Below are 14,676 nucleotides of genomic sequence, written 5' to 3'. Positions count from 1 at the left end.
TTATTTCCTTCTTTCGTACTGTAAATAAAACAACATGCCATATAAAATATGAAATCCACCAAAACCAATTGTCCAAAACATTAAACCATGCCCCTCAAAGAAACAATCTGCAATACCCAAGCAAAGAAAAGCATATCCTAACCATGCTACATTGGAGTAAGTGAACTTAGACACATTGACTAAAGAAAGTCCATAGAAAAGTAACATCACAGAAGATACCAGTCCGTAATGTTCATGTAGCAGTAAAGCTATACAGAACAACCCTCCCGTCAACAACGGCAATGAAAAATTCCATGCAATACGATAGGTTAGTTTACTGAATAGCTTTTGTTGCATCTTCTTGGCCTTATACCAGGACAAGATACAGGCGGTAACAACTGAAAAAATCAAAACCAGTGAGGCAACCATTATCAGTCCTTCCCTATTATCTTCTGATCTTAATAACTGACCGGCCACATAAGCGCCGGCTAATGCATACACTCCGGCCAATACAGCCGTCATTCCACTGAGAGATACGAACTTAGAAGATCTTTCCATCAATTCTTTTATCTCATTTACTGATTCTATTGCTTTATTTCTGTCCATATAAAAAGTACTTTGTGTTGCAAAGTAAAATATAAAAAATGAAAGGAGCAAAGAATATCGAGAAAAAATGTATTCAATGAGATTAAGCCGCATAAGAATCACTATATTTGCAATCAACCAATTATCAACAGTCATAGCCTAATGATGAAACAATTAATTGCTTGTTGCGGATTAGATTGCGAAAGTTGCGATGCCCGCATAGCTACTGTCAGAGATGACAATGAGTTAAGAGAAAAAACAGCTCAACTGTGGAGTAAGTTGAATAATATACCGGAGATTACGGCAGATACCATTAATTGTATGGGCTGTCGTGTGGATGGAGTGAAAACGATGTATTGCAGCGATATGTGCGCAATCCGCAAATGCGTAAACGAAAAAGGGGTTAACACCTGTGGTGATTGTAAAGAATTGGATAACTGCCAGATAGTGGGTCCAATTTTTCAGCATACTCCCAGTGCTAAAGAAAATCTTCTATAACATTTTATCGCATTCGTCAGCTTTACAACCTGTATATCATCTTATCTTTAAAATAAAAAAACAGCATTTGAGACCCTCCTATGCTGTTTCTTTTTCTCTTATTTGAATTAGATACTGTCTTATCGTGATACCCTCCCTGATGTATTTCCTTGCATCAGGCTCTCTACTTCTTCCACCATCACATGATTAAAATCACCGTATACGGTATTCTTTAATGCAGAAGCAGCCAAAGCATATTCCAACGCTTTTTGATCATTATCCGGATACGTTATAAGACCATAAATCATACCACCGACAAAAGCATCACCGGCACCTACGCGATCCACCTCGCACTCGATATCATAAATACCAGTATGCTTCAATGTGTTATCAGAATAGAGAATGGCAGCCAGTAGATTATGATTGGAAGTAATGGAATTACGAAGTTCCAGAAAAGCCTTCTGGCAACGAGGAACAAGCTCCACCACCCGACGACCAAAGTCTTCAAAAGCAGGAAGATTTGCTTCAAACGTAGTATCCTCAGCATCTACGGCTTTAAAACCGACAGGTTGTATGCCAAGTATCTCTTTATATTCCGGTTCGGCACCGAAAATGACATCACTGTATTGCACCAAAGGCTGCATGACTTCGGCAGCGGAACTCCCATAGTTCCAAAGTTTCTTACGGAAATTCAAATCACAGGAGATAGTCAATCCCATACGGTCAGCTATTTCAAGAGCCTCACGGCATGCATCGGCACCATCTTGTGACAAAGCCGCAGCAATGCCCGACCAATGAAACCAGCCAGCATCGGAGAATATCTTTTCCCAATCAATCATACCTGGACGCAATGTGGCAAAAGAAGAACCCTCACGGTCGTAAACCACATTGGAATTACGGAATGCCGCACCACTTTCCAGAAAATAAAGCCCCATGCGCTTACCACCAAAAACAATGCCTTCCGTACCTAAACCGTTAGCACGGAGCGAAGCTATGCAGGCACGTGCCACAGCATTGTCCGGCAGGCGGGTTACGAATTCTGTAGGAATACCAAAGTTAGCCAACGAAACGGCCACATTAGCTTCACTGCCACCGTAGGTGGCTATCATTTGATTGGTTTGTGAAAAACGAAGGAAATCAGGAGCAGTAAGCCTCAGCATTACTTCGCCAAAAGTGATTACTTTCTTATCTGTGGCAATTTGTTTCTTGTACATACGTTGTCAATAATAAAGTTTAACTAAACACCAAAGTTGTATTTTTATTCCAAGTAAACGCAAAGATATAATAATATTTATTGGCGGAAAAGCAGGGATAAAACATAATCATCAGATTTGTTGTAACTTTGCAAAGTTTTAACTGATATAACAAACAGAATGAGTTCATTGAAAAAAATTCCCTCTCCTTTAGTTTCCCTCCTGCCTATCGTGCTGTTGGTAGGAATGTTATTTGCCACCATACATACATTCGGAAGTGACGCACTGGAAGGAGGTAGCCAGATTTCCCTACTGACCACTACTGCTTTTTGCGTATTCATAGGTATAACATTCTACCGTGTCCCCTGGAAAGATTACGAACTCGCTATTACAAATAATATATCAGGAGTTGCTACAGCAATTATTATCTTGCTGATAATAGGTGCACTGAGCGGTGCATGGATGATAAGCGGCATTGTCCCTACCCTTATATATTATGGTATGCAAATTATTCATCCTGACTTTTTTCTGGCATCAACCTGTATCATCTGCGCACTAATCTCTGTCATGACGGGGAGCTCGTGGACAACAATCGCCACTATCGGTATCGCACTGATGGGTATTGGCAAAGCGCAAGGGTTCAACGAAGGATGGATAGCAGGAGCTATTATCTCCGGAGCATATTTTGGTGATAAAATCTCCCCGCTGTCGGAAACTACGATACTTGCTTCCTCCATAACAGACGTGCCCTTGTTCCGGCATATACGCTATATGTTAATTACAACCACTCCATCGTTGATTATCACACTGGTTATCTTTACAGTAATGGGATTCGTCATCGAAACAAACTCTACTGCGCACATGGCGGACTTTGCCACATCACTGAAAGATACCTTCACAATCACTCCCTGGTTACTGATTGTTCCCTTGGTAACCGGAATACTTATTGCTCGAAAAGTTCCGTCCATCATTACCTTGTTCATATCCACTATGCTGGCAGGTATTTGCGCCATTATCTTCCAACCGGATTTGCTACGTGAAATAGCAGGAGAAAATAACATCTTCAAAGGGGTAATGATGACATTCTACGGAAGCACCGGTCTGGATACCGGCAACAGTATGCTGACCGACCTTGTGTCTACACGTGGCATGGCTGGCATGATGAATACAGTCTGGTTGATTCTTTGCGCCATGTGTTTCGGAGGTGCCATGACAGCAAGCGGTATGCTGGGTAGTATAACTTCAGTCTTTATACGTTTCATGAAAGGAAGAGTCAGCGTTGTAGCATCCACTGTTTGCTCCGGACTGTTTCTCAATCTGACTACCGCCGACCAATACATTAGTATTATCCTCACCGGAAACATGTTTCGCAATATTTATGAGAAAAAAGGATATGAGAACCGATTATTGAGCCGTACTACGGAAGATGCTGTTACCGTGACCTCCCCTCTGATACCCTGGAATACCTGTGGAATGACGCAGGCAACGATATTGAACGTATCTACGCTGACCTATCTTCCTTATTGCTTTTTCAACATTATCAGTCCATTAATGAGCATCCTCGTTGCGGCCATCGGATATAAAATTGTGAAGCGTCCCGTGAACAATCCCGAATAAAGGTTGTTTTGCAATAAACGAACAAGAATCGTAAAACCTAAACATTAAAGAATTATGAAAAAGTTTATTGCATTAGTAGCATTAGTGATGATGAGTGCGGCAACAACCGCCATGTATGCACAAGAAAGTAGAGCGGAACGCCGCGCAGACCGTAAGGCTCAAAGAGACGCTGAACGCGCCCGCCTGAAAGCTGAAGAACAAGTAGCCGACGCAGTATCGTATGATGACGCTGTAGCCGCATTGAAAGCCCACCAATTCGTACTGGAAGCCGACCAGGTGATGTTCCGTAACGGACAGACAGCTTTCGTTAACTCTAACACCAACTTCGTACTGGTAAATCAAGGACGTGGTACCGTACAGGTAGCATTCAACACGGTATATCCCGGCCCTAACGGTATCGGTGGTGTAACTGTAGATGGTTCTACCTCGGATATGCAAATTACAACTGACAAGAAAGGTAACGTTAACTGCCAGTTCAGTATTCAGGGTATCGGTATCTCTGCACAGATTTTCATTTCGCTGACTAACGGTGGAAACAATGCTACCGTAACCATCAGCCCGAATTTCAACTCCAATACGATGACGCTGACTGGTAATCTCGTTCCATTAAGCCAATCCAGCATCTTTAAAGGACGTTCTTGGTAAAGCCCTTTACAATATATATATTTCCACTCCGCTGCAAATTGCCAGAAATGTGTACATTTGCAGCGGAGTTTTTATATTTTTGCATCCAAATATGAGAGAATTTATCATTGCAGACAACCAGGACATCACCAAAGCAGGTATGATGTTTCTACTCAGTAGTCAGAAAGACACAGCCTTGTTACTGGAAGCAGATAACAAAGCCGAATTAGTTCAGCAACTGCGTCTGCATCCGCAAGCAGTAGTGATACTGGACTATACGTTATTTGATTTTTCTGGTGCGGATGAGTTAATTGTCCTGCATGAGCGTTTTAAAGAAGCAGACTGGCTCCTTTTCTCTGATGAATTGAGTATGGAATTTCTCCGACAAGTATTATTCAGCAGTATGGCTTTCGGAGTAGTGCTAAAGGATAATTCAAAAGAAGAAATACTATCGGCATTGCAATGCGCTTCGCGAAAAGAACGTTTTATCTGTAATCATGTCAGTAATCTATTGCTGTCCGGCAGCAATGCATCTCCCGTACGCCACACGCTGAAAGATGATTTACTGACACCTGCCGAACGAAGTGTACTGAAAGAAATTGCTCTGGGAAAGACTACGAAAGAAATTGCGGCGGAGAAGAATCTTAGCTTTCATACGGTAAACAGCCACCGCAAAAACATATTTCGTAAATTAGGAGTGAATAATGTGCACGAAGCGACAAAATATGCTATGAAGGCAGGAATTGTGGATTTAGTGGAATACTATATATAAAAAGACTATTCAAATACCAATCTCTCCACTGCCGATACATATTCGGGAAGCTTCATCATATACGACACCGAATTGTCCGGGAGCAATACCCTGCAAATTTTCAGAAGATACAATACGATAGATCTCCCCTTCCCGTATCAGTTTTCCTTTCATAAATTCCGGTGTATGGCGGATTTTAAAAGTTACATCGACTTCCTGATTATGTAACCAGGGATTTTCTGTAATGAAATGAAAATCATGAATCTTAAATTCACGCCCGTACTGCCATTGGGTATCATATCCCCGTGAGACATAAAGAACATTTGCCTCAACGTCTTTCCGAATGACAAACCAAGGACCACCACTCAATCCCAATCCTTTGCGCTGTCCGATGGTATGAAACCAGTACCCCCGGTGTGTACCGATTTTCTTTCCAGTCTCCAATTCTATAATATCTCCTTGCCGTTCACCAAGGAAACGACGCACAAAGTCATTGTAGTTGATTTTTCCCAGAAAGCAAATACCCTGACTGTCACGGCGACGGGCAGTAGGCAGTCCTGCATTGCGGGCAATGTCCCGTACTTCCTGTTTCATCAATCCACCAAGGGGGAACATCAGTTTGGAGACTTGCAAATAATCAATCTGCGCAAGAAAATCGGTCTGATCCTTTACTGGATCGACAGCTGTGCCCAGCCATACCTTACCATCTTTATGGACCGTAGTGGCGTAATGACCGGTAGCAGTAAAATCAAACTCTTTGCCTACCTTCTGTTCAAAGCAACCGAACTTAATGAAGCGGTTACACATCACATCCGGATTAGGAGTCAATCCACGACGAATTTTATCAATGGCATAAGCAGCAACTTGTTCCCAATATTCTTTCTGCAAATCTACCATTTCCAAAGGCAATCCGTAACGATGTGCAATAGCCGTAGCCATCTCCCAATCTTCTTCAGCAGAACAATCCATATAATCGGTGTCGTCCATTCCTATCTTAATATAAAACAGAGACGGCCGATACCCTTGCTCACAAAGAAGGTGTACGACAACTGAACTATCAACACCTCCTGATAATAAAACAGATATATTCATTCAAAATAGTTTAGAATATTACTTACAATAAATAAATATTAGAAGCACAATTGTATATTTAGCCTATCTCAGTCGTATACTTAGGGTACCTCAGTATCATACTTAGGGTATCTCAGTATAGGACTGAGATAGGAACATTATAACAGCACTGATAATCAAGCAATTACAAACCTCCCTTTCAACATTAATAAATCAGAACAAACAATCGGCAAAAAATAAGAAATAGACTCATTACTGTAGGGTTATGAACTAAAATGATAAATAATCTTTTAGACACGGATGACGCGGATGACGCGGATCTTTTTTTATAGCGCAGCCTTTTAAATCCGCGTTATCCGCGTCATCCGCGTCTGAAAAATAATATACCGAATGGCGCTAATCACTTATCACTAAACCCTAATCACTTTTGTTCCTTTCTAATACGTTATGAAGCAATTATATTTTATCCAACGCTTGAGCCAAGTCATCCAGCAAATCAGCAATATGCTCCGTACCGATAGACAGACGCACCGTTCCCGGCTTAATGCCTTGTTCTTCCAACTCCTGTTCATTCAACTGCGAATGTGTAGTGGTAGCCGGATGGATAACGAGCGACTTAACATCCGCTACATTTGCCAGAAGTGAGAAAATTTGTAGGTTATCAATAAATGTCTGTGCCTCTTTCACCCCACCCTTTACTTCAAAAGTAAAGATAGAACTTGCACCATTGGGAAAATACCTTTGATACAATGCATGATCCGGATGTTCCGGCAATGACGGGTGATTCACCGCTGCCACTTTAGGATGTTTCTTCAAGAAATCAACCACCTTCAATGCATTCTCTACATGACGTTCCACACGGAGGGAAAGTGTTTCCAGTCCCTGCAATAAAATAAAAGCATTGAATGGACTGATGGTAGCACCCGTATCACGAAGCAGGATAGCGCGAATTCGAGTAACGTAAGCCGCAGCACCCGCAGCTTCAGTAAAACGTATGCCATGGTAGCAAGGCTCCGGTTCCGTCAGTTGAGGAAATTTGCCCGAAGCAGCCCAATCGAACTTACCGCCGTCCACAATCACGCCACCTAAGGAACTGCCATGGCCACCGATAAACTTCGTAGCGGAGTGTACCACGATGTCTGCTCCATGCTCAATAGGCCGTATCAGGTAAGGTGTGCCAAATGTATTATCAATGATCAATGGAATCTTATGACGATGTGCTATCTCAGCAACAGCTTCAATATCAATAATGTTGGAGTTTGGGTTACCCAGAGTTTCAATATAGACAGCCTTTGTATTCTCCTGTATAGCCTTCTCAAAGTTCGAGAGATCAGCAGGATCTACAAAAGTAGTAGTCACTCCGTAGGCAGGCAGAGTATGCTCCAACAGATTATACGTTCCCCCATAGATGGTTTTAGCCGATACGATATGATCTCCGGCACGAGTAATATTCTCTAAAGCGTAAGTCACGGCAGCTGCACCCGAAGCAACCGCCAATCCGGCAACACCACCTTCTAAAGCAGCTACACGTGCTTCGAACACACCTTGTGTAGAGTTAGTCAAACGGCCATAGATATTGCCCGGATCTTGCAAACCAAAGCGTGCAGCAGCATGGGCAGAGTTGCGGAATACATACGAAGTAGTCTGATAAATGGGCACGGCACGTGCATCAGTAGCCGGGTCGGGCTGTTCTTGTCCTACATGGAGTTGAAGCGTCTCGAAATGCAATTTCTTTGTTTCCATTGTCTTTGTATTTTTTAGGATTAATTGATTGAGTGCAAAGATAATGGGATGTTATGACATGGGCAATGACACAAGATAGGGAATTTTATACCACATTTATGGTAGATAAACAAACTATTCGCTAAATTTGCAACGAAAACCAAACGATAGATACAGATGAGAAGAAGGAATATACAGCTTTTCCTACTATTGGGAGTCCTTGCATTGACGAGCTTATTCTCTTGTGGAGTAGACCGTTGGCCGGAATATTACAAATGGACCGGACGCGATCTATGGATAGACAGCGTCATGAGAGAAGAATATCTGTGGTTTGAAGACATACCCGACTCAAAAAACGTGAATTATTTCCTTGCCCCGGAGGCTTTTTTAAAATCAATAAGATCATCACTTGATAAAGATTACTCCAGTGTCGATACATTGTATGCCACTCCTACACCGAGCTATGGCTTCGACTATTCCCTATATCGGATAAGCGGTAATGATACCGCCTATAATGCACTTATCACATACGTCATTCCCGAATCTCCAGCTTCCGAAGTCGGATTAAAGCGAGGCGAATGGATCATGCAAATCAACGATGATTATATCACCAAAAAAACGGAGAAACTACTGACTGAAGGTGAAAATCAGAAACTACTGTTAGGAAAATATGTTTCAGCTGTCAATGACGAAGGAGAAGATGAAAGTAAGATTGAATCTTATCGTGACGTAGTTCTTCCTGCCGCCCGTCCCGTAGAGGACGTCGCCATACCTGCTTACGACGTTTACTCCAGTGGAAGTATAAATGTAGGTTACTTGGCATACAACAGCTTCAATAAAGAAGATAATAGTGAGCTACTCCAACTATCGCAGTTCTTTAAAGATAAGGATATAACAGATTTGGTTATTGACTTGCGCTACAATGCCGGTGGAGAAATGGAGTGCGTACAACTTCTGGCAGATATTTTGGTACCTGCCGACAAATTGAACAGTCCCTTCGCCTCACTGGAATATAGCCAGAAGCGAAAATATAAAGACCACGAACTCACACTCGACAGCAAGCTTTTGCAAGGAGGTGTGAACCTAAATCTATCGAAAGTGTATGTTCTGACAAGCAGTACAACTGCTGCCGCTTCGGAAATGCTCATTAATTGTTTGAGACCGTACATGACAGTAATAACTATAGGCACCACAACCAAGGGAGAAACCGTAGCAACAGAAAGTTTCCCCAGCAATCAATTCTTATGGGTGCTTCGCCCTGTTGTATGCCAAGTATTCAATTCAGAAGGTGAGGCGGACTACACCAAAGGTTTCACACCGAATTATGCAGTCAGTGAACTGAGTGATTTTGCAAAAGTACTGCCATTAGGAGATCCTAACGAGGCTTTGTTCAGTGCAGCAATAGGTATCATCGATGGTAGTATCGTGCTCCCTGAACCTAAACCAGAACCCGAAACTCAAATGACAGTAGTGAAAAGTGTGAAAGTAAAGCGCTATTTCCGCAATGGTCTTATCATTAAATAACCCAGAATGAAGAAGAATATTTTCATAGCTTTACTATTCATAGGAGGATTGACAGCTTGTAGTGACAATGACGAGGGCTCAGATATACCCGATAATCCGGGATATCCTGTAACTCATTTCTCTAAAATAGAATTAAAGGAAGTCAAGGAAGAGCCAGGTGCACCAGCTGTTACTGTTACTCAGACTTACGATTATAGTGCCGGTCGATTGATTAACTTTACATCTACACAAAGTTTCGTAGCTGGAGGAGAATTGTTTAAGATAGAAAATGCAACAAATGTTGTTTATGGAGATCATCAGGCTGTAGTAACAGATGAAATTAATAATATCTCGACCTACACGTTGGATGATAATGGCTATGCTATAAGTTGCGTGCGCCAAGAAATGGATGGTAAAATACGCTCTTATACTTTCGATTATCTTATCAATACAGAGGGAAAATACTTCCTGAAAAATATAACAGAAACATTAGACGGAAATAAGTCCTATTCTTCTATCAACATAGATTATAGTAGCTATAGAACACTACGCATCACCCAGCAGGTTGACAAGTCCGAACAAACTTACATAGCCAGCACATCTACCGGCAATGAAATAGCCAACACTTCAGAGATTCCGTACCTATTCCTGACAGATCTATATCCCCTTTCATTCCACTCGGTTGCCATTTATGGGAAATTCTTGGGAGATGCATACAATACTCTGATTACTGATCTCAGACCAGAGGATAACAGTGGAAGTAACGAAACCACCACTTACACTTATAGGTTCGACAAGAAAGATGTCGACATCTCATGCAGCGAGTTAACCAAAAGTTACGGTACGGACTATGCACGTACCGTAGATTATATCATGAAATAAACTAAGGATATTACTTCTTGAAGAATTTATCGAAGAAGAGAATCTGATAGTCAATAGAATTATTCCAGTATTGCCCGTTATGCCCACCGGGACGGGTAATGAAATCATGGCTGATATTTTTTTCCAGCAGAATCTTATGTAATGCTTTATTCACTTCCAAAAAGAAATCTTGTTCACCACAATCAATAATCAATGCCAGATCACCATCCTTGATTTTATCAACTTGAGTAATCACTGTATGCTGATCCCATAAAGTCTTATCAGACTCATAATCACCGAGTTGTTTGTTCATCTCCCAATTCTTCGGAAAAGGGCGAATATCCACTCCACCACTGGTACTTCCTCCTGCACCAAATATCTCTTTATGACGGATTGCAAGCCACAAAGCACCATGTCCACCCATGCTCAATCCAGTAATGGCTCGTCCATTTTTCTCTGGAATAGTAGCATAGTTTTTATCTGTATATTTCACCAGTTCCGAAGCTACAAAAGTTTCATAACGATAAGCCTGATTTTTAGGGCTATCCCAATACCAACTGTTTTTACCATCAGGACATACGAAGATAATTCCTTTTTCATCTGCAATCTTAGGTAACTCCGGTTTCAATCCTACCCAACTACGTGCATTACCACCATAGCCGTGCAACAAATAAACTACCGGACAAGCCTCAGCTTCCTCACCCAATGCTTTATCAGGGAGTACATATACCACTTGTACTTCTTTATTCATGGATGGGCTTTTTACCATAACGGTATCTACTCGTGCCGCCTGTGTCGCAACAACTGAAAACAGCAATAAAACGCTAAATAAAATTTGTTTTCTTTTCATGTCTTTCATTCTTTAATAATCTCTATAAATAGGCAGCAATATTAGTAATAAAATTCAAAAAATTAGTAATTTTGCAATATAAACTATTCATAACCTATATGGAATTTATTATTATTCTATTTTTATTAGTGCTGAACGGTGTCTTTGCCATGTATGAAATAGCGTTGGTGTCATCCAGCAAAGCACGACTCGAAACCCTCGCAGGAAAGGGAAACAAAAGAGCCAAAGGAGTACTGAAACAGTTGGAAGAGCCCGAGAAGTTTCTTTCTACCATTCAGATTGGTATCACACTTATCGGTATTGTATCCGGTGCTTTCGGTGGTGTAGCCATTGCCGACAATGTAGCACCGTTATTCGCCTCCATTCCTGGAGTCGCTCCCTATGCTAAAGACCTTGCCATGATTACAACAGTGGCAATCATTACGTACCTTTCACTCATCATCGGTGAGTTGGTACCCAAGTCCATAGCACTGAGTAATCCGGAACGATATGCAACTCTACTTAGTCCGGTCATGATTTTACTGACCAAAGTGTCTTATCCATTCGTCTGTTTACTCAGTTTCTCAACCAAGATAGTGAATAAACTAATCGGCCTGAACAATGGAGAAGAACGTCCCATGACACAGGAAGAATTAAAAATGATTCTGCACCAAAGTTCAGAACAGGGTGTTATTGATAAGGAGGAAACGGAAATGTTACGGGACGTATTCCGATTCTCAGATAAGCGGGCCAATGAACTGATGACTTACCGCCGTGACCTTGTCGTACTACATCCTACATACACACGTGATGAGGTACTACACATTATCCGCGAACAACATTTCAGCAAATACCTGTTGGTAGAGAAAGGAAAAGATGATATTATCGGAGTAGTGTCCGTCAAAGATATTATTCTGATGTTAGGCAATGATCACCCCTTCGATTTACGCGGTATCGCGCGCTCTCCCCTGTTTATTCCGGAAAGTTTATATGCCAAGAAAGTTTTAGAGCTATTTAAGAAGAACAAAAATAAGTTCGGAGTTGTTGTAGACGAGTATGGTAACACAGCAGGCATTATCACCTTGCATGATCTGACGGAAAGTATCTTCGGAGACATCCTTGAAGAAAACGAAATGGAAGAAGAAGATATCGTCACCCGGCAAGATGGCTCGATGCTCGTTGAGGCTTCTATGAATGTAGATGATTTTATGGAAGAGATGGGTATCCTGAGCTATGATGATCTGAAAGAAGAAGACTTTACCACACTAAGCGGTCTCGCCATGTTCCTCATCGGGCGGGTACCTAAAGCAGGAGACTTGTTCAGCTACAAGAACCTACAGTTTGAAGTTGTGGACATGGATCGTGGACGAGTGGATAAACTGCTCGTTATCAAAAAAGAAGAGGAAGAATAGTGTGAATTTGCATTATATATTAACTTAAACCATTAAAGCAATGAAAAAAGTAATGATGATTGCAGCCATCGCTGCTGCATTGGTATCCTGCCAATCAAAAGGAACCCAGAACAATGATTCCGCCGTAGGTGAAGGAGTGTTGACAGTTGCCGGGAATGATTCTTCTGCCGTAGCCGTATACGAAGGTCTTCTTCCTGCTGCCGACGGCCCGGGTATCCAATACGTATTGAGCGTGGACAGTGTAGGTCCTGACGGAGAAAGCGGTTATACTTTGGTTACTACTTACTTGGATGCGGAAGGTCAAGGAAAGAACAAGAGCTTCACTTCCAAAGGTAAGAAACAAGTCATCAAGAAGACAGTGAACAACAAACAAAAGACAGCCTACAAACTGACACCGAGTGATGGTGACGCTCCCGTCTACTTCGTAGTAGTGAACGATACCACTTTACGTTTGGTTAACGATAGTCTGCAAGAAGCTGTCAGCGACCTGAACTACGATATTATTCAAGTGAAGAAATAATCAGCAAAACATTTCATGTGGGGGAGCCAACTTTTGTTTGGTTCCCCTTTTTTTATCCCTTTCCAATAACGCTGAACCAAGAATGTACTATTTTCATATAAAAATGGAGTAACTGAAACAATATATATAATGATTGGAATAATATTTTAAGTCCATTATCATTGTTACGCATATCTTTGTCCTATCCAATAAAGAGAGAGGCTCATAGAGAAACTATTATTCTTACTATATAAATAGAAATTAAATTCATAGGCTTTTTAAATTCATAGTTAGTTGGTAAATAGGTATTATCTCATAGGTTATTAAGGTAGATTGTTAATTGAAAGCGACTGTTGTGAGGCAGCCGCTTTTATTTTTTATAATGCTTCAGACAAAAGTGAAACGAAAATCAATTACCAATGTGCAGTTCACCCGATATCTGATAGCCTCTCACATCGGTTATATTGACATACCAGGTAGTAATACCTGCTGGCAGAGGAATTCTCCATTTATTCTTCTCTACCTTACTTTCTATTGCTTGCCAATGATATTTCTCCCGTTCCTGTCCTGAATCTGTAGTGTAATGCAAGGTGGCCTTCTCCACAGGAGTAGATGAAATGATCTCGCCTGATACAAGTCCTTCTTCTACTTTCTCATTTGTTATTTGGGCCAAAGGCTTCACATCACGAAGATATTGATCTATAAATGCAGCTATCTCTTCACTTTGCCAACCATATTTGTGACTATGGCGCAAACCTTGTTTTATCAATAACCCGGACTGTGAAGCCAATACTGCACTCCGTGCCATAGATGGCAGATAAAAATGTACGTCATTGGTTCCGTTTATAAACAATATCGGCCTCTCCATCCGGGGTAAATAGTTGGATGGATCATACTGTTTCAGCCATATTTCTCTTTGTTCGTCAGGCAAACCATCCAGTTGTTGTTTCATTCGCCCGCTTTCAGAAAGAAACCCACAACCGTAGACAGGAACGGCTACCCGAAACCGAGAATCTAATGAAGCTGCAATGCAAGTCAATACCCCACCCCAACTTATACCAGTAATGGCAGTACGCTCCACATCGACTTCCGGGAAGCTCAGAAGTAGAGAATGCGCATTGAAAATATCGCTGACAGCCTGATATACCCACTGTTCTTTTTGAGGTAAAGTGACATCAAAATAAGGTGTCTCCTTTTCATTTTCATCAAAGCCTCCATCAATGTGTTTTTTATCCGGACCATTACCACGCGTGTCTAAAGCAAGGGCTGCATACCCCCGCTTTGCCCACATTACAACCCATTCCCGGAAAGCTGTCCCACCACCGCCATGTACCAGTATAATCCCCGGTAACTTTTTCTCCTGAGAGCTGTTGCCTTGTAACATAGCAGGGGTAGCATAATAGGCAAAAACAGATTTAGCCTGTCCTTTATAAGAAACAGATTCGAATATAAGAGAACGTATAGAATCCTCTTTTACTACCCGACAGGCAGGAGTACAAAGAAAGTCCTCTCCATTCCATATTGTATTTCTCACTTGTACTTGTACCGATACA

General features: G+C 41.6%; 14 protein-coding genes. 8 read left to right on the top strand and 6 right to left on the bottom strand.

The genetic code is table 11. The features are described from left to right. Positions 1–585 (bottom strand): hypothetical protein, encoded by a 585-nt coding sequence (locus tag K429_RS0106045; RefSeq protein WP_025726341.1) that lies wholly within the window; start codon positions 583–585, stop codon positions 1–3. Between the two features lie 144 nt (positions 586–729). On the opposite strand from K429_RS0106045, the gene K429_RS0106040 reads away from it, so the two are divergent. After that, positions 730–1,062, top strand: coding sequence for a DUF3795 domain-containing protein (locus K429_RS0106040; RefSeq protein ID WP_025726340.1), 333 nt, complete (start codon positions 730–732; stop codon positions 1,060–1,062). Positions 1,063–1,181: 119 nt separating this feature from the next. Here the strand turns inward: K429_RS0106040 and K429_RS0106035 are convergent, their stop codons facing one another. After that, the gene (locus K429_RS0106035) at positions 1,182–2,255 is read right to left on the bottom strand and encodes a sugar kinase (RefSeq protein WP_007214611.1); all 1,074 of its coding nucleotides are present in this window, start codon (positions 2,253–2,255) and stop codon (positions 1,182–1,184) included. A gap of 168 nt (positions 2,256–2,423) precedes the next feature. Here K429_RS0106035 and nhaC point away from each other — a divergent pair, with 168 nt between their 5' ends. From nhaC to K429_RS0106020, 3 genes are all read left to right on the top strand, one after another. Continuing rightward, positions 2,424–3,851 carry a Na+/H+ antiporter NhaC gene (gene nhaC, locus K429_RS0106030; RefSeq protein ID WP_025726339.1) on the top strand — a complete coding sequence of 476 codons (1,428 nt, stop codon included), beginning with the start codon at positions 2,424–2,426 and terminating at the stop codon, positions 3,849–3,851. Positions 3,852–3,905: 54 nt separating this feature from the next. Continuing rightward, complete coding sequence (locus K429_RS0106025; protein WP_007214615.1) at positions 3,906–4,496, top strand: DUF4251 domain-containing protein; 591 nt, start codon at positions 3,906–3,908, stop codon at positions 4,494–4,496. 91 nt (positions 4,497–4,587) lie between these two features. Beyond that, on the top strand, positions 4,588–5,247 hold the full coding sequence (locus K429_RS0106020; RefSeq protein ID WP_007214616.1) for a response regulator transcription factor: 660 nt from the start codon (positions 4,588–4,590) through the stop codon (positions 5,245–5,247). Positions 5,248–5,256: 9 nt separating this feature from the next. Here the strand turns inward: K429_RS0106020 and mnmA are convergent, their stop codons facing one another. Together mnmA and K429_RS0106010 are read right to left on the bottom strand one after the other, a co-directional pair. Continuing rightward, positions 5,257–6,318, bottom strand: coding sequence for a tRNA 2-thiouridine(34) synthase MnmA (mnmA, locus tag K429_RS0106015; protein ID WP_025726338.1), 1,062 nt, complete (start codon positions 6,316–6,318; stop codon positions 5,257–5,259). A gap of 435 nt (positions 6,319–6,753) precedes the next feature. Beyond that, complete coding sequence (locus K429_RS0106010; protein WP_007217527.1) at positions 6,754–8,040, bottom strand: O-acetylhomoserine aminocarboxypropyltransferase/cysteine synthase family protein; 1,287 nt, start codon at positions 8,038–8,040, stop codon at positions 6,754–6,756. 156 nt (positions 8,041–8,196) lie between these two features. Here K429_RS0106010 and K429_RS0106005 point away from each other — a divergent pair, with 156 nt between their 5' ends. Both K429_RS0106005 and K429_RS0106000 read left to right on the top strand, forming a co-directional pair. Then, positions 8,197–9,543, top strand: a complete 1,347-nt coding sequence (locus K429_RS0106005; RefSeq protein WP_025726337.1) for a S41 family peptidase — start codon at positions 8,197–8,199, stop codon at positions 9,541–9,543. A gap of 6 nt (positions 9,544–9,549) precedes the next feature. Continuing rightward, positions 9,550–10,404 (top strand): DUF4595 domain-containing protein, encoded by an 855-nt coding sequence (locus K429_RS0106000; RefSeq protein ID WP_025726336.1) that lies wholly within the window; start codon positions 9,550–9,552, stop codon positions 10,402–10,404. A gap of 10 nt (positions 10,405–10,414) precedes the next feature. Here the strand turns inward: K429_RS0106000 and K429_RS0105995 are convergent, their stop codons facing one another. Beyond that, positions 10,415–11,233 (bottom strand): alpha/beta hydrolase family protein, encoded by an 819-nt coding sequence (locus K429_RS0105995; RefSeq protein WP_025726335.1) that lies wholly within the window; start codon positions 11,231–11,233, stop codon positions 10,415–10,417. Between the two features lie 98 nt (positions 11,234–11,331). Here K429_RS0105995 and K429_RS0105990 point away from each other — a divergent pair, with 98 nt between their 5' ends. Both K429_RS0105990 and K429_RS0105985 read left to right on the top strand, forming a co-directional pair. Continuing rightward, a complete protein-coding gene (locus K429_RS0105990; protein WP_007214622.1) occupies positions 11,332–12,624 on the top strand; it encodes a hemolysin family protein in 1,293 nt (430 codons plus the stop codon). A 40-nt stretch (positions 12,625–12,664) separates the two neighbouring features. After that, positions 12,665–13,144 carry a copper resistance protein NlpE N-terminal domain-containing protein gene (locus tag K429_RS0105985; RefSeq protein WP_007214623.1) on the top strand — a complete coding sequence of 160 codons (480 nt, stop codon included), beginning with the start codon at positions 12,665–12,667 and terminating at the stop codon, positions 13,142–13,144. A gap of 388 nt (positions 13,145–13,532) precedes the next feature. On the opposite strand, the gene K429_RS0105980 is transcribed toward K429_RS0105985, so the two are convergent. Then, the gene (locus K429_RS0105980; RefSeq protein ID WP_231501817.1) at positions 13,533–14,657 is read right to left on the bottom strand and encodes a S9 family peptidase; all 1,125 of its coding nucleotides are present in this window, start codon (positions 14,655–14,657) and stop codon (positions 13,533–13,535) included. Between the last annotated feature and the right edge of the window lie 19 nt (positions 14,658–14,676).

The sequence above is a fragment of the Bacteroides sp. 14(A) genome, from assembly GCF_000526555.1.
Taxonomy (GTDB): domain Bacteria; phylum Bacteroidota; class Bacteroidia; order Bacteroidales; family Bacteroidaceae; genus Bacteroides; species Bacteroides cellulosilyticus.
The sequence above is the reverse complement of the archived record's forward strand: the minus strand, read 5'-3'. Positions and strand labels throughout refer to the sequence as shown.